This is a genomic window from Chryseobacterium sp. C3, assembly GCF_014218905.1.
GTDB lineage: Bacteria > Bacteroidota > Bacteroidia > Flavobacteriales > Weeksellaceae > Chryseobacterium > Chryseobacterium mucoviscidosis.
In genome coordinates this window covers 262,380-289,288 of record NZ_JACLCU010000001.1, presented here as the reverse complement: position 1 = coordinate 289,288, position 26,909 = coordinate 262,380, and the positions used below count along the sequence as shown (strand labels likewise).

Below are 26,909 nucleotides of genomic sequence, written 5' to 3'. Positions count from 1 at the left end.
ATTGCCGGATGGTTACATGGTGCCAGTTTTGAGATTATGGATAGTCCGGTTAAAATTCCTTATCAGAGCTTCATTAAAATCAATAGAAATTCCGAAGTTTCTATTTATATGCAGATTTCTAATCAGCTTATTAATGCCATTCAACGTGGTTTTTTGCCATTCGGAACCAAACTTCCGGGAACAAGAGTGTTAAGCGAAATGCTGAATGTTCACAGAAATACCATTGTTTCTGTCTACGAAGAACTGTTTTCTCAGGGATGGGTGGAAAGTCTTCCCAACAAAGGAACCTTTATCATCGGAAAAGACCAGTATCAGTTTTTGGAATCGAAAAATTTACAAAAAATTCAGCTCGAAAATTATCCCAAATCAACAGGATTTACCTTCAAAACATCCAATATTTTAGATAATCCTTTTGAATATTCCAATTGTGAATACATTTTTAATGACGGAATTCCCGACATCCGCTTAACTCAGATCGATCAGCATTCCAGAATTTACAGTTCTATCTTAAAAAGAAAAGCACATAAAATCGGACAGTACAATCAGGATGGAAGCGAATTTTTTAAAGAAAATCTTTCAAAATATTTAAAATTATCCAGAGGATTGCCTATTTCTAAAAATAATCTTCTGATCACAAGAAGTACAGAAATGAGCATTTATATTGCTTCGGAAATTCTTTTATCTGAAGGGGATATTGTTTTAGTTGCAGAACTGAGTTATTTCTCGGTGAACATGATTTTTCAAAAAGCAGGAGTGAAAATAAAATCGGTGTCCATTGACAATGACGGAATTAACACGGAAGAAGTAAGGAAAATTTGTCAGCAATACAAGGTGAGAATGCTGTATCTTACGCCGCATCATCATTATCCTACAACTGTTACGTTGAGCGCACAGCGCAGATTAGAACTGCTGAATCTTTCGAATGAATTTGGTTTTATCATTTTAGAAGACGATTACGATTATGATTTTCATTACGACAAAAGTCCGCTTCTTCCGCTTGCAAGCGCAGATACAAACGGAATGGTTATCTACATCGGTTCTTTCGGAAAATCTTTAGCTCCCGGTTTCCGGACAGGATTTATTGTCGCTCCCGAAAATCTGATGTCTGAAATGAGAAAACATTTGGGAATTATCGACAGACAGGGTGATATTTTAATGGAGCACGTTTTGGGTGAAATGATTGCCGAAGGAGAAATTAACCGATACCTGAAAAAATCTTTAAAAATTTATCAGGAAAGAAGAGATTATTTTATTCATCTCATTCAGCAAAATTTAGGAAATTATATACAATTCGAAAAACCGTCGGGCGGACTTGCGGTTTGGACAGAATGGCAAATTTCCATTAATTTAATGCAGCTTTCTAAAAATTGTGCGCAAAACAATTTATTTATTCCTAAAACCTTACTTTATCAGAATAAAAATCTAACCGCCATGCGTTTAGGATTTGGAAACCTGAATACTACAGAAATGGAAAAATCGGTTGAAATAGTAACGGATCATGTGAAAAAGATGCTTCATTAAAGATTTTTAAATATATTGGTTAGATTTTTGAATGTAAAAAATTAACAAAATTGCACCATTGAAACTTATCACATTCACAAATAAAGGCATTTATTGTCCACAGGGAAAATTTTATATTGATCCTTGGCGACCAGTTGATTTGGCTGTCATTACTCATGGACACGCCGATCACGCACGTTGGGGAATGAAGAAATACTTGTGTCATCATTTTACCAAACCTATTCTGCATAAAAGAATCAGCGAAGATCTTGAAGTTCAGAGCGTGGAATATGGCGAAATCATCAATATCAACGGCGTAAAAGTTTCACTTCATCCTGCCGGTCATATCATTGGCTCCGCGCAGATCCGGCTGGAATACAAAGGCTATGTAAGCGTGGTTTCAGGAGATTATAAAGTTCAGGATGATGGATTGAGTACCCCTTTCGAACTGGTAAGATGCAATGAATTCGTTACCGAAAGTACTTTCGGACTGCCTATTTACAACTGGCTGGAAGTTCCGGATCTGAATAAAAAACTCCAGAACTGGGTGCTCAGAAATCAGGAAAATCAAAAAACCTCTGTTTTCATCGGTTATTCTCTGGGAAAAGCACAACGCGTAATGAAAGCAGTGGAGGGAATGGGAAAAATCCACGTCCACTACTCGATCGGAAAACTGAATAAAGCCTTTGAAGAAGTGGGAATTGTACTCCCTGATTATGAAATTCCCGATTTTAGGGAAAGCATCAAGCACGTTGCAGGAGATATTGTAATTGTTCCGCCCGCTTTGCTGGATTCCAATGTCATCAAAAAAATTCCGGATGCCGCAACGGCAATTTGTTCCGGATGGATGCAGGTTCGCGGTGCAAGACGATGGCGGAGTGCCGATGCAGGTTTCCCGATGAGCGACCACGCCGACTGGAAAGGTTTGTTACAGGCTATAAAAGCCACTGAAGCTGAAATCGTTCACGTCACGCACGGACAAACTGAAGTTTTTTCTAAATATTTGAATGAAATGGGGATTAAATCTGATGTGGTGGAAACGCTTTACGGCGATGATGATGAGGAAGAAAAAGAGAAAGAAATTATTAAAGACTAATAATTATAGCGATGCAGGAAAGCTCCGTAGGAGCTTACTGTTAATAGAAAAATTTAAGGCATAATAAAGCGGAGCTCCGTAGGAGCGACCTGTTAATAGCCCATCATAATTAACGCCGAATTGCAAGCAGCCCGGCTTGAACGGAGCTCTTTTTGTGGAGCAAAGCGGAACAAAAAAGCGGGAGTGGAAGACGGATTAAGCTGCCCCAAAAATTGTTAACATACGTTTAAAAAACGCCAATTAAAATTTATGAAACATTTCGCAGAACTGATCAATGCTCTCGAAAGCACCAATAAAACCAATGCAAAAATCGATGCCATTATTGATTATCTGGAACGTGCGCCTGATGAAGATAAAGTCTGGTTCATTGCTTTGTTTACAGACAAAAGACCCAAGCGGAATGTAAACACCAATTATATGAAAGAATGGGCTTTGGAAATTACAGAATTACCGTTCTGGCTGTTTCAGGAAAGCTACTCTTCAGTGGGAGATTTAGGCGAAACCATTTCCCTGATTCTTCCGCCTCCAACAGAAAAAATTGAACGTTCTTTGTCGGACTGGATGAATGACATCATCAACTTAAAAACAAAAACGGATGCTGAGAAAAAAGAATTTGTCCTGAATTCGTGGAATGGTTTGGATTACACGGAACGGCTGATTTTCAATAAATTATTGGGTGGAAGTTTCAGGATCGGAGTTTCTGATAAAACTTTGATTAATGCTCTGACGAAATTTTCCGGACAGGAATCCAGCGCATTGATGCACAGTTTGATGGGAAAATGGCAGCCGACAGAAGCTTCATTTCAGGAATTAATTTCGGCTGAAAATGTAAATCCCGATAATTCAAAACCATATCCGTTCTGTCTGGCTTATCCTCTGGAAAAAGATTTGGAAGAACTCGGAAAACCCGATGAATGGCTGATTGAATACAAATGGGACGGAATCCGCGGACAGATTATTAAGCGGAATGATGAAGTCTTTATCTGGTCGAGAGGAGAAGAACTGGTAACGGAACAGTTTCCCGAAATTGCAGAAACCGTTCAGCAAATGAACGGAAATTTCGTAATTGACGGGGAAATTCTCGCGGTAAAAGACGATAAAGTTTTAAATTTCAACGAATTACAAAAACGTCTCAATCGAAAGACATTAACAAAGAAAATGCTTTCCGAAATTCCGATTGAAGTCTTTGCGTATGATCTTTTGGAACTGGAAGGAAATGGTTTGCGTGATAAACCCATCTCTGCAAGACGTGCAATGCTGGAAGAATTATTATTGAATGAAAATCCTGAAAATATCAAAATTTCCGAATCAATAGAATTTGAAAACTGGGAAGAATTAAATCAAATCAGGGAAAATTCAAGGGATATCAATAGCGAAGGTTTGATGCTGAAACAGAAAAACTCACCTTATCATTCCGGACGAAAAAAAGGCGATTGGTGGAAATGGAAAATCAGTCCTTTAACGATTGATGCAGTTCTGATTTACGCCCAAAAAGGAAGCGGAAGACGAAGCGCATATTACACCGACTACACTTTTGCCGTGAAAAATGAAGATAATCTGGTCACCATCGCCAAAGCTTATTCAGGATTAACGGATAAGGAAATTATGGAAGTCAGTAAATTTGTCAATAAGAATGCTATTGAAAAATTCGGTCCCGTTCGAACTGTAAAAGCTGAACTTGTTTTTGAAATTGCTTTTGAAGGAATTGGTTTCAGCAACCGTCATAAAAGCGGTGTGGCACTGCGTTTCCCAAGAATTTTACGATGGCGAAAAGATAAAACAGTAGATGAAATTGATGATCTGGAAGAAATAAAAAAATTGATACAGTAATTATAAACGCTAAGATCGCAAGGATTTTATTTAAAACTTTGAAAACATATTTCGTTCGCAAAGGCGCTTCACTCAGCCGCGGCTTGTGCTATCATTTGCTGAACGAAGTGCCTTCGCGAACGAAAATATAAAGAATTAGAAATCAAAAATCTTTGCGCTCGCTGCGTTAAAACAAAAACATCATTTAAAACTTGAGCAACTTCGAAAATACCAACGGCTTCAAAGTCATTCAGCAGTGGATGGCGGACAAAGGCAATTCCCCTTTTAAATTTCAGGTCGATACGTGGCAGAAATTCGAGAACGGTTACAGCGGAATGGTCATTGCTCCGACCGGTTTCGGAAAAACATTTTCTGTTTTCTTAGCATTGTTAACCCACTTTTTAAACCATCCTGAACAATATGGAAAAGGTTTAAAAATGATCTGGATCACGCCGCTCCGTTCTTTGTCCAAAGACATTGCCAAAGCAATGCAGGAAGCCATTGATGAAATCGGATTGGACTGGGCAGTTGGAGTAAGAAACGGCGACACCGATCCGAAAGTACGGCAGCAACAGGTAAAAAATATGCCTGAAATTCTCGTAGTGACACCAGAAAGCTTACATCTTCTTCTCGGGCAGAAAAATCACGAACGTTTTTTTAAGGAAATAAAAACCATCGTTGTCGACGAATGGCACGAATTGCTCGGTTCAAAACGTGGCGTAATGGTGGAATTGGGAATTTCCCAGCTTACAAAATATGTTCCCAAAATGAAAATTTGGGGAATTACGGCAACCATCGGAAATCTGGATGAAGCGATGGATGTTTTAATTCCGTATGATATTAAAAAAACAAAAATTACCGCCAAAGAACAGAAGAAAATTGATATTCTTCCCGTTTTTCCGGATGAAGTGGAAATTCTTCCGTGGGCAGGACATTTAGGAGCAAAATTAGCCGATAAAATTGTTCCTATCATTTTAGAATCGAAATCTACCATTGTTTTTACCAATACCCGAAGCCAGAGCGAAATGTGGTATCAGTTGTTGCTTGAAGCCTATCCCGATTTTGCAGGACAGATCGCCATTCATCACAGTTCGATTGATGCTCATTTGAGGATCTGGATCGAGGAAAACTTAAGTTCAGGAAAGTTAAAAGCTGTCGTTTCCACCTCTTCTTTGGATCTGGGAATTGATTTTAAGCCGGTTGATACCGTTATTCAGATAGGTTCTGCAAAAGGCGTTGCGAGATTTTTACAGCGGGCAGGACGAAGCGGTCACTCCCCTTTCGAAACTTCAAAAATTTACTGTGTTCCGACGCATTCACTGGAACTGATTGAAGTCGCCGCTTTGAAAGAAGCCGTAAAACAGAAAGTGATTGAGCCGAGAGATCCGCAGGTTTTGTGTTTTGATGTTTTGGTTCAGTTTTTAATGACTTTGGCGGTCGGTGACGGATTTTACCCGCAGGAATTGTACGAAAGGATTAAAAAAGTATATGCTTTTCAGGAAATGACGGACGAAGAATGGAAAAGTATCCTCGATTTTCTTACCATCGGCGGAAGTGTACTGAAAAGCTATGAAGAATTCCATAAAATCGTGATTCAGGAGGACGGTTTGTATAAAGTGACGTCCCGAAAAATTGCCATGCTTCACCGGATGAATATGGGGGTTATTGTAAGCGATGCCATGCTGAAAGTGAAATTCATTTCCGGCGGTTATATCGGAATGGTGGAAGAATATTTTATTTCAAAACTCAAAAAAGATGAAAAATTTATTTTGGCGGGAAGAGTTCTGGAAGTCGCGATGATTAAAGATATGACGGTTTTTGTCCGCGCTGCCAAAGGAAAAGCTTTTGCGCCGAGTTATCTGGGAGGAAGACTGCCTTTAAGCTCAAATTTAGGACAGTTTTTAAGAGAAAAGTTATCCGGAGCGCTCAATCCGAAAGCTTCAGAAAAGGAACTGAAATTTCTGCATCCTTTGCTGATGAATCAGGAAGAACGTTCTCATATCCCGAAAGAGGACGAATTTCTGGTGGAACTCATTAAAAACCGTGAAGGATATCATCTGTTTATGTATCCGTTTGAAGGTCGGCTTGTTCACGAGGTGATGTCGGCTTTAATTGCCTACAGAATCTCAAAACTGGCTCCCATTTCCTTTTCAATGGCGATGAATGATTATGGTTTTGAACTGTTCAGCGATAAAGAAATTCCGCTGAATGACGAAAATCTCCATAAAATTCTGAGCAGGGAAAATCTGATGACGGATGTAATTTCCAGCATCAATTCAGCAGAAATGGCAAGAAGAAAATTCCGTGACATTGCGGTCATTTCCGGAATGGTGATCCAGAATTATGCAGGAAAACAGCGTTCCAACAAATCTCTGCAAAGTTCGGCAGGATTAATTTTCAAAGTTCTTGAAGATTATGATCCGAATCATTTTCTTGTAAGACAGGCGTATACAGAAGTTTTTAATGCACAATTGCAGGAACAGCGACTGGTGGAAGCCTTTAAACGGATTGAAAAATCAAAAATAATCCTGAAATTTGCCAATACTTTTACCCCGCTGAGTTTCCCGATAAAAGTGGACAGTTTGCGACAGACGCTTTCCAGCGAAGGACTGGATGCTAGAATTCAAAAACTTATTCAGCAGGCGAAAAAAGGGAAATAATTTTTATCTGGGCAGCTTAATCCGCCCTCCGTTCCCGCTTTTTTGTTCCGCGATGCTGCACAAAAAGAGCTCCACTCAGGTCGGGCTGCGAATTTAGTCATCAGAACGAAAGTTTGAAGTCAATGTAAAATTAATGAATAAAATCAAATACAGGATAATGAAATTAGAGCAAATTGATGTATCTAATATTGATGTTAGAGAAATAGAATGGCAAGGACCATTTTCGTGGATAGGTTACGAAAATCAAAATGGGCTTGACAAGATTCCTGACATAAATGGTATATATCTTTGGACTTTTAAGTATGAAGAAGGATACTTGGTTTATTGTGTAGGAATAACAAAATCTACAAGAAAAAGGTTTAGACAGCATACTTTAGAATATAAAAGTGGAAATTATACTGTATTTAATGTAGTTGAAGCAGAAAAGGGAAAACGAGTTGAGATTTGGCATGGTTGGTCATATGCAAGGACACATCGTGAAGAATTTAATGAACGTAAAGAAGAAATTTTAAGTTCAGTAGAAAAACAATTAGAATCATTTAGAGTTTTTGTTGCTCAAATGCCAGACAAACGAGAAAGGGCAAGATTTGAAGCTGCAATAATGCACCAAATTTATAACTCAAAAGAACCTTGGGCTGAATTAGCTGACAGAGGAATGGCATTAAGTAGAAGAAGAAAAGACGAAAAGCCAATCATTATTAAAAACATTAGTAACTTTAAATTTTACGGACTACCAAAAATATTAGAAATTTAGAAAAGAACAATTGCTAACAAGTTATTGCCAATAAGCAGAGCTAAACAGTTTAGATTACACTTTTGTGCTACAATATCGCCGTTTTCGATGGTATCACAACAGTTGAAAAACAATTATGAAAATAGTAACAAAAAATATCCATATTCAGGACGAAGTCTTTACGTTAACCAATCAGAGAGCATTATTCTGGAAAAAAGAAAAAGCCTTGATCCTGTCGGATCTTCACATTGGAAAAACAGCCCATTTCCGCAAAAACGGAATTGCGCTTTCCGATCATATTTTTGAAAATGATCTGCAGCGATTGTCCGTTTTAATCGAATATTTTCAGCCGGAAAAATTTATCGTTGTCGGCGATCTGCTTCACGCAGGAGACAATTCCGGAGTAGACAAATTCTGCGAATGGAAAGCTGAGTTTCCTAACCTCGAATTCCATCTCGTAGAAGGCAATCACGACAGAATTTCGAAAAAATTAGAAGCTAAACTCTGCCTTAATTTCAGGGACGAAACCTTAAATATTGATGATTTTTTATTCGTCCACGATTTTCAGAAAAAGAATGAAAAATTTCAGATTACAGGACACATTCATCCCGGATTTGTCATTAATTCTGTGGTAAAAAAAATCAAACTGCCCTGTTTTGTTGTTACGGAAAATCAATTATTGCTTCCCGCTTTTAGTGAGTTTACAGGTTTAGACACAAAAAATCTCCCTAAAAAAGGAAGATTCTATGTTTTTACGGATGCTGAAATTTATGAGATTTAGGAGAAAACTTAAATAAATCAGTTTAAAATTTTCTTCATCATAAGATCAGTCTGTTCATCATTTCCCAAACGGAAAATATGCTTGTCAAATTCTTCAAAACCATTCTTTTTGTAAAAATTGACGGCTCGTTTATTCTCTTCCCAAACTCCCAGCCAAATGTATTTTTTGTCTTTTAAAATGGCAATATCCAAAGCTTTGCTGTACAAAAGATGCCCTACTTTTTTACCATGGTGCGAACTTTTTACATAAATTCTTTCAATTTCCACAGACGATTCGTCCTGAAGTTCGGTTTGTGCATTTCCAAAATTAATTTTCAGATAACCTACTGCATTTTCTTCATCATAAGCGATATAAAACTCAGAATGAGAGTTATTTAATTCTTTTGTCAGTTTTTCTTCCGCAAAACTTTCAGTAAGATACTTCTGAATCTTCTCTTCTGAGTTATAAGGTGCAAAAGTCTCATAAAAGGTCTCTTTTCCTATTTTCTGAATGATTTCAAGATCATTGAGAGAAGCTTTTTTAATGATAATTGCTTCCATCTTTTACGAAAATAAAATTTTATTAAACGCTTCCGAAGCCAGATGAACCTGAACCGCCCAATCGTCTGCGGCATTGCTTCCAGCATCATCGGAAATATATTTCAGGCACAGGAAAGGAATTTCTTCCTTCATCGCGATCAAAGCCAGAGGATAAGCTTCCATGTCCACAATATTATACACCGTTTCCGAATGGTTCATCTCGAAACTGTCGCCGCTTCCGCAGATTCCTTCCGGAAGATCGTGTCTTTTCAAACCATATTCCAAAACGGGCGGAATTCCTGAAAGCGGGGTTTCGTACAGGCTGAAACCAAGTCCTCTCACATCCATATCGCGCTGGATGAATTTCGTACAGCACACAACATCTCCTTTATGGAAACTTTTGCTTCCTGCAGAACCCAGATTAACGATCAGTTTTGGTCTTTTGCGGTAGATTTCTTTCGTTAATTCCATTGCTGCATTTACTTTTCCGATGCCTGTAATCAGTTTGTTTTTATCGTTAAATACTTTTCCTGCTTCAGAATCCAAAGCAAAAACAAAAAGAGTGTCTTCAACCGAAAACTGAAGTTCGTCGTTTATTTTTATCATTTAATTAAGCTTAAATTTCACAACCGTCTGCATCACACGAAGCTCCGTTATCCGAAATATTTTTTAACGGAGTTACCGTTTCGTCGTAAGTCTGCTGCAATACACTGGCAAAAAGTTCCACAGGCTGCGCTCCGGAAACCGCATATTTTCCGTTCAGTACAAAAAACGGAACGCCGGAAACGTCATTGTTTCTCGCTTCTGTAATATCTTTGCTAATTTCTTGATTATATTCTTCGGAAGTTAAAACTTTCTGAGCTTCTTCCCGATCAATCCCCAAAGAACCGGCAAGATTAACCAGTGTTTCCACATCTCCTACATTTTTACCATCTATAAAATGAGCGATGAAAAGAGCTTCTTCCATTTCGTTTGCCTTATTGTATTTTTTGGCTAAATGCAACAGTTTATGGGCAGAAAATGTATTGGTAATTAATGCTTTTTCAAAATTAAAATCAATTCCGGCTCCGCTTCCCATCTGTTTTACCTGCGCGATCATCTGCTGCGCCTGAACTTCAGGGAAACCTTTCTTTTCTTTAAAATATTCGGAAGTTGTCTTTGTTTCTTTCGGGTCTAAAGTAGGATCTAACTGAAAACTCTTCCACTCTATTTCTACCTGATCTTTAAAAGGCAGATTTTCCAATGCTTTTTCAAAATTGTTTTTTCCTATATAACAGAACGGACACATCACATCCGACCAGATTTCTACTTTCATTTTCAATATATTTTTATACTGTTTTAACGCAAAGTGCGCGAAGATTTTTTTAATAGCTATTCGTTTTTAAGTTCACAGAGTCGTTTCACTTAAATAAGCAAACAGAGTTTTTTTTATTTTTAAATTCTTTTTCTCCGGTTTATTTTGTAATTAAAAACAGCAGTACAAAAATACTCAATTTACTGATGAAAAAGTATTCATATTTATTGGTTTTGCTGATGAAAGGTATTGACGGAAGTATTTCATTGTTTTATAAATAATCATGAAATTTGCTCCATGAAAATCATACCACTGAAAGAAGGAAATTTTTCTACCAATAAAACCAAAGATTTTACGCTTTTAACTGAAGAAAATAAAGACACGGTTAAAGGGATCAAGATGTCGGTTACTCCTTTTTTAGTTGTTACAGAAAAAGATAGTATTCTTCTGGATGCAGGAATCGGATGGAAAAATGAAGAAGGAAAAACGGTGATTTCAGAAATTCTGGAAAGAGAAAATGTTCATCCTGATCAGATCACTAAAGTTTTGCTTTCTCATCTTCATAAAGACCATATTGAAACCACAATTACCAGAACCGAAAACGGATTTAAACCTACTTTTCCGAATGCGGAAATCTATATTCAGAAACGTGAATTGGCTTTTGCCATGGAAAACCGGGGAAATTATTCTTTTGATTTTGATACCCTCGAAAAACTGATCGAGCTTGAAAATATTGTCTGGATGGATGAAGATAGGGGAAATATTACGGATGAAATTTCGTTTGAAGTTGTCGGAGGCCACACTCCGTTTATGCAGGTTTTCTGGATTAAAGAAGGTAATCAAACGGTTTTTTACGGAGCAGATAATCTTCCTCAACAGTCTTATTTAAAATATCATCTTGCCTACAAAAGTGATTTCGACGGAAAAAAGGCAATGAATTTAAGAATAAAATGGGAAAAAGAGGCTATTGAAAATCATTGGAAAGTTTTACTGTACCACGATCTGGATACCGCTGTTCTGGAATTTTAAACAAAAAAAATGGTTTAAAGATCATTAAACCATTTATAAATATCCATATCGGAAGCTATGCTCAGTTTTTTCCGAAGTCTGTTTTTCCGATTCTGTATTGCCTTTGGAGTTACAAACGTGTAAGTTGCAATTTCCTTCGTTGTTAAATTAAGCTTTAAATAAATACAAAATACAAGCTCTGAATTTTTAAGGTCGGGCTGGATTGCAGATAGTTTACTGAAAAAATCCGGCTCCACCAATCTGAATTTACTCAGCAGACGAGGAGAATTTTCTTTTGCCAGTGCTAAAATTTCGTCCTGTACAAAAATCTTTTGGTTTAAATCTTCTAAATTGAATTCAGTTTTTTCGTTTTTCATAATTTTCTCATCTCTTCTAATTTCTGATGCTTTTCCGACAAGCTTCAGCATAAATCTCTTCGTTCTCTTACCTCAGTTATTGTGCAATGAAGCCAATTTTCTGAGGTGTTTTTAAGTCTTGAATAATCTTTACTGTTCCAATAACATCTTTTTGGTTACTTTTTTTCTTTACTTATTGTATTTATGCTTAAAATAATATCGTAAAAACAACGATTAAGATTTTAACCAAAGACAAAGAAAGAAAAAATGATTAAAATTTTACATAATAAAAATACCACATACATACCACGTTATTTCTGCTGTTGCCTTATTTTTAGGGATCTTTTTCTGATATTTCAATTATCTGAGAACAAATCTAGAAGTTTTTGTCATCTTTTTTTATGATTACGATCAATACAAATGAAATATGAGGTTTATTGTCACCAATAACATTCTAAAGCAATAAAAAATATCACTTCAGGGACGTATGAAAAAAAAGTAAAGTATAAAATGGAATTTTAAAATGTACTTAATCCCAGATTCATTTGTTTCTGGAATTCTTCAAAATATTGCGCAAGGTGTAATCCGTCTGCCAAACCGTGGTGCGCTTCTATGGAAACCGGAAGAAACTTTTTTCCGTCTCTTACTCTGAATTTTCCGAAGGCTATCTTGGGAATACATTCTTTGGGATCGAAATTCGTAGGATGCAGCAGCGCGCTGAAAGAAGTCCACGGAATGGAAGTATGCCGAATATGATTGATCGGCAAACCATCGTTGCTGATTCCCAATCCTGTAGAATTTTGTACGGTTTTTACCTGTTCCTGAAGTCTTTCATTGAAAATATCAAAATCTTCAGAAAAATGAAAGAATGAAAATCCAAAAGTTCCGTCTTCTCTGCCAATTGTGCTTCCCACATGAACCTCATCATATAAAATTACCTCATCATTTACAATTCTCAGTTTCAGCGCATCTACAGAGTTTACGGCAATCATAGATTTGTAAAGATATGCCGCAAAAAACGACTGTTTATTTTGTTTTGCCTCATCATAAGCTTTGGTACAGTCTACTTCCGAAGTAAATCCGAAATACGGACTTTTCATTTTAGAAAAAAATTCGAAATGCTCTTTCCTGTTCCAGCTCTCCATATCTATAATCTTCACTACTCTATTTTTTGCAAATGTCTGTAAGTTTTATCAATTATAAAAGTTCTGAAGAAATAAATGTAGTCTGCAACGTATTTTTGTACAGGATTTGCAGTAAAAAAAGCAAATTATTATTTAAAGTTTGTGTAAACTAATTTTAAATTTAACCGCAAAAGATATAAAAGACTTTATTGGATTTATTTTAAGTTTTTCAAAAGTCCGCAAAGTTAAAAAAATCTTTGATTTTTTTAACTTATGTGCTCTTTTTTATTTAGGTATTCAACTTAAACAACTAAAGTGTTACAATCTTTTGCATCTTTGGCAGTAAAAAAGTTTAAACAAGTTTTTCAGTAAAACGATTGGAAATGAAAGAAAAAATAGGATTTATCGGATTGGGAAATATGGGACATCCGATGGCAAAAAATTTAGAAAAAGCAGTAATTACACTGTCGGTTTATAACAGAACGCCCGAAAAAGCGGAAGATTTTAAAGAAAAATCTGTTGTTTGCGATACCGTTGAGGATGTGATAAAAAACAGCGATATTATTTTCACCATGCTTACGAACGATGCCGCAGTGAAAGAAGTTTATCAGAAAATACTTTCGGTAAATATTTCAGAAAAGCTCTTTATTGATATGAGTACGATTTCGCCTGAAATGACGGGAGAAATTTCGAGTGCAGTAAAAATTAAAGAAGCCGGTTTTATCGATGCTCCGGTTGCGGGAAGTACAAAACCTGCTGCAGAAGGAACATTACTGATTATGGCAGGTGGCGAGGAAAAAGATCTTAAAAGAGCCGAACCTTATCTGCAAAAGCTTGGAAAAAGCATTAAACATTTGGGAGAAAACGGAAAAGGAATTGCAGCGAAGCTTTCGGTGAACTATTTTCTTTCGGCAATTTATCAGGGACTTGCGGAAACGGTTCTGTTTTCAGACAAACTGGGAATCGACCGTAAAGACATGCTGGAAATTATTAATGAAAGTGCGAGCGGAAGTGGTGCTACGAAAGTAAAAACACCTCTTTTAACGGAAGAAAATTACGATCCTGCTTTTGCTTTGGATCTGATGCTAAAAGATATTCTTCTGGCTAAAAATGCAGGGGCAGATTTTCCGCTGTCTGAAGCTTTAATTAAAACCTACCAATCTGCTCATGATGAAGGTTTTGGAAAGGATGATGTGATCGGAATCATTAATTATCTGAAAAAATAGCTCAACAAAAATCTTCTTAAAATATATCATCTTCAATTATTTTTATGTTGAATTTTTCAATTGTGGTCGGGTTTTTGAATAAACAAGAGTAATTAAAATTCAGTTTTAACAGAAAATCAATCACTAAAATATAATATTATGTCAACAGAAAATCTTACCCACACAGAAGCGGTTAAAAAAATTAAGGAATTATCTGAAAATGCAAGAATCTGTATGTTTTGTACGGAACTGGACAAACTTCCGATCAATTCCAGACCAATGTCGCTTCAGGAAACAGATGACGAAGGAAATTTATGGTTCATCAGCGGAGATACAAGCAATAAGAACTTTGAGATAAGAGATGATAAAAGAGTTCAGTTATTTTTTATGAACAATTCTGATTATCAATATCTTTCGGTATACGGAGACGCTACAATTTACAAAGACAAATCGACGATTGAAGACAAATGGTCGCCTATGGCAAAAGCATGGTTTGAGGAAGGAAAAGATGACCCGAATGTATCCATCATCCGTGTAGAACCTAAAGAAACGTATTACTGGAATACGAAAGCAGGAAAACTGGTGAGTCTTTTCAACTTTGTAGCGGCAGCAATTACAGGCAATACAACCGATAATTCTGATGGCGTTGAGGGAACAGCAAAAGTATAATTACTTTCTATACAAAAACAAAAAGCAGCTTTATGAGAGCTGCTTTTTAATTGGTATTTTTTGATTATTTTTTAATGAATTTTTTACTTTGCGAAAATTCACCGTTAATGTTTGATACGGTAAACGCGAGAATATAATTTCCGGGCTGTAATGATGAAAAATCTAATTTCAGCTCATTTTTACCTCTTGAAAAATTGGTTTTGTCTATTTTTTTAACAATTCTGCCGGATACATCTAGAATCTCTGCACTTACGCCGGAAGTCTGAATAAGATTAAAGCTCAATTTTGCTTCATCCGCTATAGGATTGGGCGAAATGGTAAGATTGCTGAACTGACCTCCAGTCTCAAAACTTACATCATCCACTCCCAGTGTTCCTGCTACAAAAATATTTGCGGTTGCTGTATAACCTGCTGAAGTACTTCCCGAAACGGTCATAAGTTCAGAAGCATAAGAATCACTAAAAACCATATCATTTGTGTTTGTAACAGAATTTGTTCCGCTAGTCGCATAATAAGTATTTACTGTTGTATTGATTGCATCGGGAAACGCAAGTTGGGTTGTCAGTAAAAGGTTGTTGGAAGCATCATAGATCTGCACATGGATATGTGTAGCGCGGGGAGTATACCATCCCGGATAGATAGATGTAAAGGTTACCTGTCCGTTTGCATTGGTATACTGAATGCCGCGAAGCCAGGTTTGTCCAGTAGTGTTCTGTGTTCCGTCAATTCCCGGCTGTCCGGAATAAGCGGAATAATATCCTCTTTTGTTGCAATGCCAGATATCTACACGGTATCCCGATCCTACTGCAAGGCAATTGTTATTGGTATTCAGAACAGTTATCGTAAGAGTAAGCGCAATACCGGTTTGTGTTCCTTCGGTAATATTTGTTCTTACTAAGGTAGAAGTACTTACACTGCTTGGTGTAGGATACGGACCTGCCGTTTCCGAAGCTGTTGCAGTACAAGATAAAAGATCCTGATTAGAAGGTTCATCCATGATGTCTTCCATAATATTCTTACCGGTGAATGCCATTAACGGAACAGATGCTCCTACGATACCGATACTTTTTAGAAAGTCTTTTCTTTTCATGTGTGTTATTTTAAAATTAGTATAATGTGCAGACAAATAAAAAAAAGAGATTAAAGGCAGATAATTCTTTCCTTTAAATTCTACTTTTTTAATTCTACAAATATATTAAAATTTATCATATTTTTAAATATTTATGAATTTTTAATATTCTTATCATAATAAAAACAATGCATAATTGAATTTTATTATTAATAAAACCTACAATCATTGAAATTTGCAAAATTATTTTATTGATTTGTTTATCTTGTTTTTACGTCAAATTATTAATTTAAAATTAACAACTGAGCATTCACTGTTTTTTTATTACAGTTAAAAATTCTTCACAAATCCTATTCCTACATTTCCTTTCTGATAGTAAGGCATCATCATCGCCTGCGATTTTTCCGGATTTCCGCCTAAAAGTTTGTTGATTTTCGGATAAAGCCAATATGCCAGTTCAGTAGACAAAATCCCGAATCCTGCGCCACCGATTACGTCTCCGAACCAGTGTTTGTCGTTCAGCATTCTGTACACTCCTGTAAAAACTGCCAGAGAATATCCTGAAATTCCCAGCAAAAGATTGTGGTCTTTATATTCTCTGAACATGAACTGCGCCGATGCAAAAGCAATGGCTGTATGCCCCGAAGGAAAAGAAAGCCTGTTGGAATGATCCGGTCTTTCTTCTTTTACAGCGTGTTTCAGCGGAATGGTGATGGCAGAAGTGATCATCATGGAAGTTCCGTAGATAATGCTTCTCTCACGGAAATTATGTTTTCCTTTTACTCCGAAAGCATTGAGTCCGTAAACCAAAACTGCGGGAGCAAACTGGGTGTAATTATCGAGTTTGATATGATCCGGCTTATGTTCGCTAATTTCGTATTGTGTGGAAGAATTCAGTGTTTTTAGTTCGTCAATACTCAGACTGGCAATTCCATAGGAAATAAGTACGGTAGGAACGATAAGCTTTTTATAGCTGAACTGATGGATCTTATCTTCAGGAAGGCTTTTCAAAACCATTACAGAATCTGCATTATCCTGAAACCGAAGACTGTCTGTTTCCTGAGCGCAGATCCATTGAAAACTGCTAACCAATAAAAATAATCCTGTACAGAATTTTCTCATAAGATAAAGGATTTTAATGATCAAAAAATTGATCTGTATCTCTTATCAAAGATAGATGAATTGTAGAGAACGTGGTTTAGACATTTAAAATTAATCTTAATTCTTATCCAAGCTAAATAAAAATAACCCACACAAAAATGTATGGGCTAAATTGATTATTTTAAATAAGGTAATGCTTTATCCATTAACAACGATTCCTCCATTGGGATGAAAAACCTGTCCTGTAAACTGAGCTGCCTCTTTACTTGCCAGAAAAAGAAAACTGGTGGCAATTTCTTCCGGCGTAGCATTTCTTTCAAAAGGTGGCTTATTTTTATCCTCCTTTTCCTCATCAAAGGTTTCTTTGGTTAAAGGTGTTGTTACCGGTCCCGGAGCAACCGCATTAACACGGATCCCTTTAGGTTTTGCCTTCAATGCCAGAGATCTTGTAAAAGAAACAATAGCTCCTTTGGTTGCTGAATAATCCAACAGTTCAGGATGTCCCTGATACGCCGCTGCCGAAGTCGTATTAATAATGGAACTCCCCTCTTTCAGATATGGAAATACAACTTTGGTTAACAAAATCATTCCGATGATATTTGAATTGAATGTTGTCCGGATATTTTTTTCTTCCAGTTCTTCAATATTTTTCGAAGGAAACTGAATTCCCGCATTATTCACAAGAATATCGATTTTTCCGAATTCTGAAATTACTTTTGAGGTTACCTCTTCACAAAATTCATAATCATTAATATCCCCTTTGAAAACAGAGCATTTTCTGCCAAGATTTTCAATTTCTGACTTTGCTTCGCGGGCATTTTTTTCATCCGAATGATAAATGATCGCAATATCTGCGCCTTCTTCAGCAAAAAGCAGGGCTACAGCTTTTCCGATTCCGCTGTCGGCTCCGGTGATAAGGACGGTTTTACTGTCTAATTTCAATTCCCTCATTATTTTAAAATTAAAAGCTGGTTGATTTCACTTTTAAAACAGCCTAAAATAAATTCGGTATAGTACAACTGAGCATTCAGTGCCTGTGTTTTTGGGTGAAGCTCCAGTTTTTTAGTCAGTACAATTTCTCCTTTGTACGAGAAAGAAAAGTAGGCAAAAATCTTATACGAGGAATTACGGATCGGCGTACAATATCCCGTTGTCGCAATAGACCAGTCGGATTCGAAAAATTTGGCGACATTTAAAGCCATTGTTTCTGCAATATTTTCCGACACGCAGTCGCATTCTTCGGCTTCGGCCTGATCTACGTTCATCAGTCTTACTTTTTCGGGTAAAGTATAGGTGGTCATTCCGCCTTTATAAAATAATGATGCATTGGGCATTTGTGAAAAGGCAAGCTGTAAACAGCCGGAGGTAACGCTCTCTACCACAGAAATGGTTTCATCAGCGGTTATGAGCGACTGACTGATGTAATCTAAGAGGTTTTTTTGAAATTCCATAATCTTTATTATTTTAAGTGGTTGTGGTGTATAATATTTCTGTTTGTACAGATTAAAATTTATGCATTTCTTTCAACTTCAAGCTCCCAGACTCTGTGGTTGGCAATGGCTTCCGTAAATTTATGGTCGGGATCAGAATCTTCCCAGTTTACAATGGCAGGATCTTCATGCTTTTTCACTGCGACATTGCTGTTTTTATAAATTGCTTCTGTGCCTTCTCCAAAATAAATTGCTTTACAGTGTTGATATGCTTCATTGATGAAATGCAAAACTTTGTGTTTGTTTTCTGCGTTCATAAGCTCTTTGGCTGCCTCTTCTCCCGCTCCGATAAACAAGGCATCAAAACATACGCTTGCCGTGCTTGTAAGAGAATGTTTTGGTGTTAAAGCATCTCCTTTGTCTGTCTTTACCGGAGCCAAACTTGGTGTGATAATTTCTACAACTGCATTCTGATCTTCCAGTTTATTTTTTAAATCATTTATAATGCCAAAATCTGCTCCACTGGCAACAATAAAGCCTATTTTTCTTCCCTGAATTGTATTTTTTACAGTATTTGCCATACTCAAGGCTTCAGAAGCTCTTGTATGGGCTTCTCTTTCTTCACTTTGCAGATCTGCAGGGTTGCTGTCTGCCGGAAGACTCTGGTTTGGAAATTCCAGCTCTTTTACCTCAACGCCTACTTTTGAAGCAACATTCTGCGCCAGAGATTTATCAATAAAATTGAGCTGTCCGACCACTCTTTCCCGAATTTCCGGAACGGTAACTTTCGACAGTTCAAAAATCAGGGCGTTCTGAAGGTGTGTTTTTTCATAATCGGACTGGCTGTTGTAAAATAATTTTGCCTGTGAGTAATGATCTACAAAACTTTCGCTTCGGGCTCTTATTTTTGTCCCTGAAACTCTTTCCTGATGTGAAGTAAATCCTCCTTCCGACATCATTGCCTGAAAAGGACATCCTCCTCCGATAGAATTGGGTTCGTAGCTTACTTTTCCTTTTACGATCTGCTGTCTCATGTGTCCGTCGCGCTGGTTGTTGTGAACGGTATTTACAGATCTGTTGATCGGGATTTCATGGAAATTGGGCGAACCTAATCTTGAAAGCTGTGTATCTGTGTAGGAAAATAGTCTTCCCTGCAAAAGAGGATCGTTGGAAAAATCGATTCCCGGAACCAGATGTCCCGGATGAAAAGCTACCTGCTCTGTTTCTGCAAAGAAATTATCTGGATTTCTGTTTAATGTTAAGGTTCCGAAAATTTCTACCGGAACTTCTTCTTCAGGAATAATTTTCGTAGGATCGAGAAGATCAAAATCGAATTTATCTTCATCTTCTTCGGGAATTAATTGTACTCCGAAATCCCATTCCGGAAAATTACCGCTTTCGATGGATTCCCAAAGATCTCTTTTGTGAAAATCCGGATCTACTCCCGAAATTTTCTGCGCTTCGTCCCAGGCTACGGAATGGACGCCTAATTTCGGCTTGAAATGAAATTTTACAAAATGGGCTTTTCCTTCATCATTAATAAATCTGAAGGTATGAACGCCAAAACCTTCCATTCTGCTGAAACTTCTGGGGATTGCTCTGTCGCTCATCACCCACATAATCATGTGCATACTTTCGGGCATCAGGGAAATAAAATCCCAGAAGGTATCATGCGCAGAAGCAGCCTGAGGAATTTCGTTGTGTGGTTCCGGCTTTACAGCATGTACAAGATCCGGAAATTTAATGGCATCCTGAATAAAAAAAACTGGTATATTGTTTCCTACGAGATCGTAGTTTCCTTCTTCTGTGTAAAATTTTATGGCAAAGCCTCTTACGTCCCGAGCTAAATCTGTACTTCCTTTGCTTCCTGCAACGGTAGAAAATCTTACGAAAACCGGCGTTTCTCTGTCTGTTTCTGTTAAAAATTTAGCTTTTGTATATTGTTTAAGGCTTTTTTTCAGCCTAAAAACGCCATGCGCTCCTGATCCGCGTGCATGAACAATTCTTTCAGGAATTCTTTCATGATCAAAGTGGGTAATTTTTTCTCTCAGAATAAAATCTTCCAGTAAAGTGGCTCCTCTTTCTCCTGCTGTAAGGGAATTCTGGTTATCATTTATTTTAAGTCCCTGATTGGTTGTAAGTTTTGTATCGTCATTTGATGTGGTGTGCGACGCGAGCTGATCCAGCTTATCATTCGTCGTTTTTTTGTCTTTCATAATTTTACTATTTTGTGGTTTATCTTTTTCAAGATGGCTTGTGTGTATCTTTAGAAGTTTCTTTTAGTTCTTCCTTTTTCATTTGGTCTGAAGCATCCATCAATGCATTTTCAGCAAAATAAATATCTTTTATTGCTGAAATAAAGAACCTGTGAAGCGAAGAATTGTCCATTTCACTTTCATTCACGGCATTATTTTCTGTCTGTCTGCTTTTTTCCGATGCAGATGATGGATCTGCGGCGTTACTTTTATCTTTATTATCTGTGGTTTTGGCTACCATGATTTTTTTGGTGTTTGATGTTCATTAAAGATTACCTCTCTGCATAATCACAAATAAAGAGGTAATCCGGAAGAGTATTATGAGTTAAACATTCCCCCGAATCCTGATCGGATAAAGTTCAGGCTCCTGCTATTTTCTTATGTTGAATTTGATTTAAAGTATTTACAAGATCCGCTGTGAAAGTGTGATCTGTAAATATCCAAAGTAATGTAAGTGAAACAGATAATAAATCTACGACTGAAAATGTGTCGTTTTTATGACTTCAGTCATATTGATCTGATTAATATAAAATTTTTCGGCTTTCTATTTTTAAACTGCCTTCTTTTTCCATTTTTTTAAGGGTTCTGATCACCGTTTCTACGCGTAATCCGGTAAGATTGGCAATCTGCTGTCTTGTAAGATCCACATGAAAACACTGTTCGCAGTCTCCTTCATGATAACTTTTAAGATAATCCAGCAGACCTTTCAGCCTTACAGCAGGATTCTGGGAAGACATATTCTGCAGCATGATCGCTTTAAAATACAATCTTTGTGAAAGGCAGGAATTCATTTCCAGAGAAATTTTCGGATTTTTTTCCAAAAGGTCCATGAAATTTTTCTTTGTTAGCCTTATGATTTCTACATCCGTCATACATATTGCATTCATCACGTAGAATTTTTCTAAAAAAAGCATGGGATCTCCAAAGCTTTGTTTTTCTCCTAAAATATTATGGATAAACTCTTTGCCTTCTTCATTATAGCTGTTTTGCTTTACTTTTCCTCTGATAATCTGATAGTAATATAAGGCATGATCTCCTTCTTTATAGATTATTTCCTTTGCTTTATAAAACCTATCTTCTGCTCCGAATTCATATAACAATTCAGGATCAATATTCATGCAGCTTATAGTTTTCATATTTTAGAATTTTAACAATTCTTCTACAAAAAAAAGACCACAAATTCTATATTTAATACAATATTTTCCGTTTTCTGATTTTTACAGTCTGTTTTCTCTCATGAACTTACTCGTTTAGACGGGAGTTTCCAGTAAGATCAGCCATCTGTTGTCTCATAAACGGCGCTGAGTTTAACCTTTCCTCTGATGATCTGATGATAATAATTGGGATGGCTTACTTCGGTAAATCTGTTTTCCGAAGGTTTGTAGTCTTTGATACTGGCTCCTACCAAATGCAAAATTTCTTCTTTAATAATCATATAAATTATTTTTAATATTTCTTTAATTATAAAGCATTCTCAGTAGAAATAAAATTGGAAATACATTTTATATATGCAAAAACCGCACCCAAAATTTATTTACATTTAAAGAATACTCGATAAAAAATATTGTCTTCAGAATAAAAATTCGTTGTTCAAGTTAAACCCGCTTCTTAATCTGAAAACGGGTTTTTCATTTAATTATGTGAAATTTATTTTGCCGTTTTTGTACTGTCTGCCTCCTTTCCTGCGGAACGTACCGTTGTACTGTCTGCCAAAGGAATGGAATCATTAGACATTGTTGTGGTTGCATTAACAGAAGAATCCGTTATCGTGGCGGAATCATAGCCGGAACCGGAATCAGAAGTTGTTGAGTTTTCTTTTTTCTGACAACTCCATACCAGAAGCCCAAGAAGGGCAATTGACAGGATACATTTCATAATATTATATTTTAAGTGGTGTGATCTTTCAAAAGTAGGATAATATTATGTTAAGTGTTTATGACCTTGGTCATAAGAAAAATTGATACTCAAATGAAAATCTGAGAATTATATGAAATTAATGATTAAATAGGCTTAAACCAATTTTAAGTCTAAATAAATTTATTCAAAAGATTATTTGCTGTCCGGAACGAAGTTTTTTCTTGCGAGTTCTTTTCTAACGCGGCTCAGACTTTCCGGAGTAATGCCAAGATAAGAGGCGATCATCCACTGTGGAACCCTCAAAAGTAAATCCGGATACATTTTGATGAACTTCATATAACGTTCTTCCGCAGTTTCAGCAAGAAGGGAATTGATTCTGTCCTGAAGACTTTTAATATGTTTCTGAAGAAGAATATCACTTTTTTCGAGGCTGTCGGGGAATTCTCCGATCAGTTTATTGATGAAATCCGGATGCAGCAGAAGCACTTCCGAATCTTCTACGGCTTCAATATAGTAAACAGATTTTTCATTAAAATAAAGACTGCTTCGGTCTGAAGTAAGCCAGCTTTCCGGCGCAAACTGAATGATGTGTTCTTTCCCGTTTTTATCGATGGAATACATTTTCAAAAGTCCTTTTTCTACAAAATAAATATATCTGCAGACTTCCCCGTATTGTAAAAGGAACTGATTTTTCTGCACTTTTTTTACTTCATAATGCAGACTGCACATATTCACTTTTTCTAAAGGAACATTTAAAACTCTTGCTAAATAATTATTGATATTCGTCATTATACAATTTGGTCTACCGATATACTTTGGTGTGAAGCGTTATTAATGGCTTTTCCGTTTTCTATCACAATAAGTTGCGGACTTTGGTGCGTTACTCCCAAATCTTCTGCAATTTTATTGGAAATCGGTCTGTGCGCCAGCAAATCTAAGTAATATAAATCTATTTTCTGATCCAGATTTTCTATTTCTTTTTCAAAATTTTTCAACACGGTTTTGCTGATGAAGCAACTTGTTGAATGTTTGAATATTGCAATCCTGTGCTGAAAAGAATCCTGTATGGCTTTTTCCAGATCCTCGTTAGATTCTATCTTTTTCCAGAACGATTTCTGCTCCGAAGCGTCTTCTTTTCCGCCAAATATTTTATCAAAAAAACTCATGTCCCAAATTGTTTTAAGTGATGATCCAGATGTTTATACTCTAAAAATCCCCAGTCTTTTTCTTTCATCCGTCCGAAAAGCTCATGATGACGGGGTAAATTTCCGTTTTCAAAATTAATACGGTAATCGCAGAGTGTTTTCAGAAGGTTTTCTTTTTCTGCATCAAAGTCACACTCAAAATTAACAATAAGTTTTTGAAAAGTCGGCATATTTCGGGGAATTCCGTTGTTAAAAATTTGCATTTCTATTTTTGTGGCAATTCCTATCCACCGAAAAACACTATGTATCGAAGGAAGTATTACCTTTTTCTGTGGCACTAAAAGTACATCACTGCAATGCCTCATCATCTGACTGACATTCATTTTCCCCCATTTTTTTGGCGAATTTTCTTTCAGGCAGGAAATCCTGTTTATAATTTCCTTAAAATCTTCAGGATTATGGAGACTTTTCTTTACCAACCTTTTTCTTTCTTCAGATTTTCGATGTGTGCAAAATGATGATTACAGTGCCATGCGTACAGCGCAAGATAACTCCTCAGATTGTAGTTTTTATTGTGTTCCGGATGATGAAAAGTTCTTTCAAACTGTTTGTTGGTCATGCTTTTTAACAGAGCCGTCCATCTCTGGTGAGTGCCTTTCAGCATTCTCATGGCGGGTTTTACTGAGATATTCTGGCTGTCCTGAAGTTCTGCCCATTTTGCTTCGTCATAAGGTCTTATCGTAGGATTTTCTTCCGTAAGAGCGAGTTTCAGGCGCATAAAACTGTTGATATGACTGTCCGCCAGATGATTCACCACCTGTCTTACCGTCCATCCGCCTTCTCTGTATTGGGTATCGAGCTGATCGTCGCTGAAATCTTCAATCAGATTCTTCAGTCTTCCCGGAAAATCTTTAATAACTTTAATATATTCATCAAGCGTTATGTCGCAGATATTTTCAGGCTGTTTAAACTGACCTATCGGAAATTTCTTTTGTTCTAAGTTGCTCATCTTTAATTATAATTTTTAATACGCTAAACAGAATAACAGCGTCTTTATCTTTTAAATAGTATAACATTTTGTTTTTATAATTGTCCTCTCTTGAGAAAATCATAAAATGATGGTGATATTGTTTTAATTCCAGATCTTCAAACAAAATTTCTGTCTTATTAAATATGATTCTGTCTTCAGCAATTTCAATTCCTGAAACACTGAATTTTTCATTATTCTTGAATTTTAAATAATAATTCCTTGTAATATCTCGAATAAACTTATCCCACAATTCATCAATAATATCGCAATATAACTGATGCTTTTCGGTTAATTTTCTTCTGTAAAAAAGCTTGAAATTAATTTTAAGTTCCCTTCCCGATTTATTTTGGATAAAAATTAAATATTCTCTTCCAATATAAAACTTCAAACCTCTTATAAAATGAATACCATAGCGAATTCCGGCAATATCTTCTTTTTTAATAATCGTAAATAAATCATTGTTTTGATCTTTATTTTCAAATTTTATAAAATTATCGTCAATAATTAATGATCTTTTCCGGTTATCCAACAATCCGCGAACAATGGTAAATTCTTTCATAAAATGCCGGTTTGTCTGAAATTATTGTTCAGACTTTTTTTGAATATTAGTTTTTGTAAATTTATTAAAATTTAAAGAAAACTGAATATGAAAAAGAATTAACCAATGAAAATCTTTGATTTTCTTCTTATGCGATCTTTTGCAGTAAAATCCCTCTGTCATTCTGAATGGAATTTTGCGCAGCATTATGCAATGAAGAATCTCTTAAAACGTTGTGATTTGAGATTTTCGGCTTCATTCACTTCGTTGCGCTCAAAATGAAAGTGTTGCAGATTAATAAGACAAAAGATTTAGGTGCTTCATTAAAAATTAACAAGCGTAAGAAGAAAAGAGCACAACATTTTTTAAAAATCTTTGATCTTTTAGTTTTGAGCACTTTTTATTGTTCTTGAACTTAGCTTTGTCATTCGCTTTTGTGTTTAAATAAAAAAAGCCTCAATTTTAAAATTGAAGCCCTGTATTTTATTAATAACCGTGCAGATTAACATCCTCCGTTCTCTGTAGAGTCACTTTCCTTCCCATTTTCTTCTGGATTACGCGGAAATGCTGCAATTCCTCATCCGTTAAAATAGTAATCGCCGTTCCCTTTTCATTGGCACGTCCTGTTCTTCCGATTCTGTGAATGTAATCCAAAGGCGAACGCGGCAATTCGTAATTAATGACGCATGGCAAAGATTCTATGTGGATTCCACGACCGATCAGGTCTGTTGCAACCAAAATCTGAGCTCCGTTCGATTTAAATTCTTCCAGATTATTTCTTCGTGCTCCCTGCGATTTCTGACTGTGAATGGCAACCGCTTTTATTTTGTTTTTCTTTAATTTTTCAACCAGATTATCTGCTGCCCTTGTTGAAGAGACGAAAACCAAAGCTTTCTCCACCTTTTTTTCTTTAATTAAATAGCGTAAAAAAGGGCCTTTATTTTCCGGAGCCACATGATAAGCCAACTGCTCAATATTGTCTATTTCAACCTCCTCTTTTTTGATCTCAACAATCGTCGGATTGATGGATAAACGTTCTTTCATTTCAGAAACCTTATCATTCAAAGTGGCAGAAAACAAAGTTGTCTGTCTGGCAACAGGCATCATTGCGAAAAGCTTATTCATTTCTTCACCAAAACCTAATTGAAACATTTTATCCGCCTCATCAATCACCAGATGCTGAATTCCGGAAATGTTCAACGCGTTATGATCGATCAGATCCAATAAACGACCGGGCGTAGCGATAAGAACTTCAACCCCGAATAATCCTTTCATCTGCGGATTGATGGAAACACCGCCATAAACTGCCATGGTACGAACTTCACGCTTTAAATTGTCTGTAAAAGCCCTGAAAACCTCATCAATCTGAATCGCCAGTTCACGGGTAGGAACCAATATGAGAACCTGAACGTTACGGTCTTTTTTAACCTCCGTGTTTTGCAGTTTTTCTAAAATAGGCATCACAAAACAAGCGGTCTTTCCCGAACCGGTCTGTGCAATTCCCATCAGATCTTTTCCCTGCAAAATAACGGGAACAGCCTGTTCCTGTATCGGAAAAGGTTTCAGATACCCCAGTTTTTTAACGGAACTAATAATATTGTGCGATAATCCTAAAGACTCAAATGACATAAAAAATTTAATTTTTGCAAAGATAAGTTATTAGAATTTGGTTTTGCGCTTATTTGTTGGCAATCACAAACACGCCAGAATTTATGTGCGATAAAAACAGTT

29 protein-coding genes are annotated in these 26,909 nt (G+C 36.4%); 9 read left to right on the top strand and 20 right to left on the bottom strand.

What is annotated here, in order from left to right:
* The first annotated feature begins 36 nt into the window (after positions 1–36).
* The 6 genes from H6W53_RS01305 to pdeM all read left to right on the top strand — a co-directional run bounded on the left by H6W53_RS01305 (position 37) and on the right by pdeM (position 8,579).
* Positions 37–1,521 (top strand): PLP-dependent aminotransferase family protein, encoded by a 1,485-nt coding sequence (locus tag H6W53_RS01305; RefSeq protein WP_185204547.1) that lies wholly within the window; start codon positions 37–39, stop codon positions 1,519–1,521.
* A 58-nt stretch (positions 1,522–1,579) separates the two neighbouring features.
* Positions 1,580–2,596, top strand: coding sequence for a ligase-associated DNA damage response exonuclease (locus H6W53_RS01300; RefSeq protein WP_185204546.1), 1,017 nt, complete (start codon positions 1,580–1,582; stop codon positions 2,594–2,596).
* Between the two features lie 249 nt (positions 2,597–2,845).
* A complete protein-coding gene (locus tag H6W53_RS01295; protein WP_185204545.1) occupies positions 2,846–4,426 on the top strand; it encodes an ATP-dependent DNA ligase in 1,581 nt (526 codons plus the stop codon).
* A 191-nt stretch (positions 4,427–4,617) separates the two neighbouring features.
* Positions 4,618–7,065 (top strand): ligase-associated DNA damage response DEXH box helicase, encoded by a 2,448-nt coding sequence (locus H6W53_RS01290; RefSeq protein WP_228457731.1) that lies wholly within the window; start codon positions 4,618–4,620, stop codon positions 7,063–7,065.
* Positions 7,066–7,222: 157 nt separating this feature from the next.
* The gene (locus tag H6W53_RS01285; RefSeq protein ID WP_185204544.1) at positions 7,223–7,819 is read left to right on the top strand and encodes a hypothetical protein; all 597 of its coding nucleotides are present in this window, start codon (positions 7,223–7,225) and stop codon (positions 7,817–7,819) included.
* A 115-nt stretch (positions 7,820–7,934) separates the two neighbouring features.
* Positions 7,935–8,579 (top strand): ligase-associated DNA damage response endonuclease PdeM, encoded by a 645-nt coding sequence (gene pdeM, locus H6W53_RS01280; RefSeq protein ID WP_185204543.1) that lies wholly within the window; start codon positions 7,935–7,937, stop codon positions 8,577–8,579.
* 17 nt (positions 8,580–8,596) lie between these two features.
* Here pdeM and H6W53_RS01275 read toward each other — a convergent pair whose 3' ends face one another.
* The 3 genes from H6W53_RS01275 to H6W53_RS01265 are packed head-to-tail and all read right to left on the bottom strand — an operon-like array spanning position 8,597 to position 10,412.
* The gene (locus H6W53_RS01275) at positions 8,597–9,118 is read right to left on the bottom strand and encodes a GNAT family N-acetyltransferase (RefSeq protein WP_185204542.1); all 522 of its coding nucleotides are present in this window, start codon (positions 9,116–9,118) and stop codon (positions 8,597–8,599) included.
* Positions 9,119–9,121: 3 nt separating this feature from the next.
* The gene (locus H6W53_RS01270) at positions 9,122–9,703 is read right to left on the bottom strand and encodes a nucleosidase (RefSeq protein ID WP_185204541.1); all 582 of its coding nucleotides are present in this window, start codon (positions 9,701–9,703) and stop codon (positions 9,122–9,124) included.
* A 10-nt stretch (positions 9,704–9,713) separates the two neighbouring features.
* Complete coding sequence (locus tag H6W53_RS01265) at positions 9,714–10,412, bottom strand: DsbA family oxidoreductase (RefSeq protein WP_185204540.1); 699 nt, start codon at positions 10,410–10,412, stop codon at positions 9,714–9,716.
* Between the two features lie 276 nt (positions 10,413–10,688).
* On the opposite strand from H6W53_RS01265, the gene H6W53_RS01260 reads away from it, so the two are divergent.
* The gene (locus H6W53_RS01260) at positions 10,689–11,420 is read left to right on the top strand and encodes an MBL fold metallo-hydrolase (protein WP_185204539.1); all 732 of its coding nucleotides are present in this window, start codon (positions 10,689–10,691) and stop codon (positions 11,418–11,420) included.
* 14 nt (positions 11,421–11,434) lie between these two features.
* Here H6W53_RS01260 and H6W53_RS01255 read toward each other — a convergent pair whose 3' ends face one another.
* Together H6W53_RS01255 and H6W53_RS01250 are read right to left on the bottom strand one after the other, a co-directional pair.
* Positions 11,435–11,827: a helix-turn-helix transcriptional regulator gene (locus H6W53_RS01255; RefSeq protein ID WP_087710165.1), complete on the bottom strand. Its 393-nt coding sequence runs from the start codon at positions 11,825–11,827 to the stop codon at positions 11,435–11,437.
* Positions 11,828–12,273: 446 nt separating this feature from the next.
* Complete coding sequence (locus H6W53_RS01250; RefSeq protein ID WP_185204538.1) at positions 12,274–12,915, bottom strand: CatA-like O-acetyltransferase; 642 nt, start codon at positions 12,913–12,915, stop codon at positions 12,274–12,276.
* A 347-nt stretch (positions 12,916–13,262) separates the two neighbouring features.
* Between H6W53_RS01250 and H6W53_RS01245 the strand changes: the two genes are divergently transcribed.
* Both H6W53_RS01245 and H6W53_RS01240 read left to right on the top strand, forming a co-directional pair.
* Complete coding sequence (locus H6W53_RS01245) at positions 13,263–14,105, top strand: NAD(P)-dependent oxidoreductase (RefSeq protein ID WP_185204537.1); 843 nt, start codon at positions 13,263–13,265, stop codon at positions 14,103–14,105.
* A 138-nt stretch (positions 14,106–14,243) separates the two neighbouring features.
* The gene (locus tag H6W53_RS01240) at positions 14,244–14,753 is read left to right on the top strand and encodes a pyridoxamine 5'-phosphate oxidase family protein (protein WP_087710160.1); all 510 of its coding nucleotides are present in this window, start codon (positions 14,244–14,246) and stop codon (positions 14,751–14,753) included.
* A 64-nt stretch (positions 14,754–14,817) separates the two neighbouring features.
* Here the strand turns inward: H6W53_RS01240 and H6W53_RS01235 are convergent, their stop codons facing one another.
* From H6W53_RS01235 to H6W53_RS01165, 15 genes are all read right to left on the bottom strand, one after another.
* Entirely contained in the window at positions 14,818–15,843 is a 1,026-nt protein-coding gene (locus tag H6W53_RS01235; protein ID WP_185204536.1) for a T9SS type A sorting domain-containing protein, read from the bottom strand.
* A 309-nt stretch (positions 15,844–16,152) separates the two neighbouring features.
* Positions 16,153–16,944, bottom strand: a complete 792-nt coding sequence (locus H6W53_RS01230; RefSeq protein ID WP_228457730.1) for a phosphatase PAP2 family protein — start codon at positions 16,942–16,944, stop codon at positions 16,153–16,155.
* Positions 16,945–17,121: 177 nt separating this feature from the next.
* A complete protein-coding gene (locus H6W53_RS01225; protein WP_185204535.1) occupies positions 17,122–17,874 on the bottom strand; it encodes an SDR family oxidoreductase in 753 nt (250 codons plus the stop codon).
* Entirely contained in the window at positions 17,874–18,374 is a 501-nt protein-coding gene (locus H6W53_RS01220) for a CinA family protein (protein WP_185204534.1), read from the bottom strand. Before H6W53_RS01220 ends, H6W53_RS01225 begins: the two co-directional genes overlap by 1 nt.
* 59 nt (positions 18,375–18,433) lie before the next feature.
* Positions 18,434–20,569, bottom strand: coding sequence for a catalase (locus H6W53_RS01215; RefSeq protein ID WP_185204533.1), 2,136 nt, complete (start codon positions 20,567–20,569; stop codon positions 18,434–18,436).
* A 28-nt stretch (positions 20,570–20,597) separates the two neighbouring features.
* A complete protein-coding gene (locus tag H6W53_RS01210) occupies positions 20,598–20,849 on the bottom strand; it encodes a hypothetical protein (RefSeq protein WP_185204532.1) in 252 nt (83 codons plus the stop codon).
* 280 nt (positions 20,850–21,129) lie between these two features.
* Complete coding sequence (locus tag H6W53_RS01205) at positions 21,130–21,744, bottom strand: Crp/Fnr family transcriptional regulator (RefSeq protein ID WP_228457729.1); 615 nt, start codon at positions 21,742–21,744, stop codon at positions 21,130–21,132.
* 137 nt (positions 21,745–21,881) lie between these two features.
* Positions 21,882–22,043, bottom strand: coding sequence for a hypothetical protein (locus H6W53_RS01200; RefSeq protein ID WP_185204531.1), 162 nt, complete (start codon positions 22,041–22,043; stop codon positions 21,882–21,884).
* A 212-nt stretch (positions 22,044–22,255) separates the two neighbouring features.
* Complete coding sequence (locus H6W53_RS01195) at positions 22,256–22,483, bottom strand: hypothetical protein (protein WP_185204530.1); 228 nt, start codon at positions 22,481–22,483, stop codon at positions 22,256–22,258.
* A gap of 174 nt (positions 22,484–22,657) precedes the next feature.
* Positions 22,658–23,254 (bottom strand): Crp/Fnr family transcriptional regulator, encoded by a 597-nt coding sequence (locus H6W53_RS01190; protein WP_076390232.1) that lies wholly within the window; start codon positions 23,252–23,254, stop codon positions 22,658–22,660.
* A complete protein-coding gene (gene ytxJ / locus H6W53_RS01185) occupies positions 23,254–23,631 on the bottom strand; it encodes a bacillithiol system redox-active protein YtxJ (RefSeq protein ID WP_185204529.1) in 378 nt (125 codons plus the stop codon). The genes H6W53_RS01190 and ytxJ overlap by 1 nt, the downstream gene beginning before the upstream one ends.
* Positions 23,628–24,089, bottom strand: a complete 462-nt coding sequence (locus tag H6W53_RS01180) for a DUF1569 domain-containing protein (RefSeq protein WP_194304433.1) — start codon at positions 24,087–24,089, stop codon at positions 23,628–23,630. The genes ytxJ and H6W53_RS01180 overlap by 4 nt, the downstream gene beginning before the upstream one ends.
* The gene (locus tag H6W53_RS01175; protein ID WP_076390234.1) at positions 24,083–24,619 is read right to left on the bottom strand and encodes a YfiT family bacillithiol transferase; all 537 of its coding nucleotides are present in this window, start codon (positions 24,617–24,619) and stop codon (positions 24,083–24,085) included. Before H6W53_RS01175 ends, H6W53_RS01180 begins: the two co-directional genes overlap by 7 nt.
* On the bottom strand, positions 24,576–25,199 hold the full coding sequence (locus H6W53_RS01170) for a hypothetical protein (RefSeq protein WP_185204528.1): 624 nt from the start codon (positions 25,197–25,199) through the stop codon (positions 24,576–24,578). The genes H6W53_RS01175 and H6W53_RS01170 overlap by 44 nt, the downstream gene beginning before the upstream one ends.
* Before the next feature lie 465 nt (positions 25,200–25,664).
* A complete protein-coding gene (locus H6W53_RS01165; protein WP_185204527.1) occupies positions 25,665–26,807 on the bottom strand; it encodes a DEAD/DEAH box helicase in 1,143 nt (380 codons plus the stop codon).
* Between the last annotated feature and the right edge of the window lie 102 nt (positions 26,808–26,909).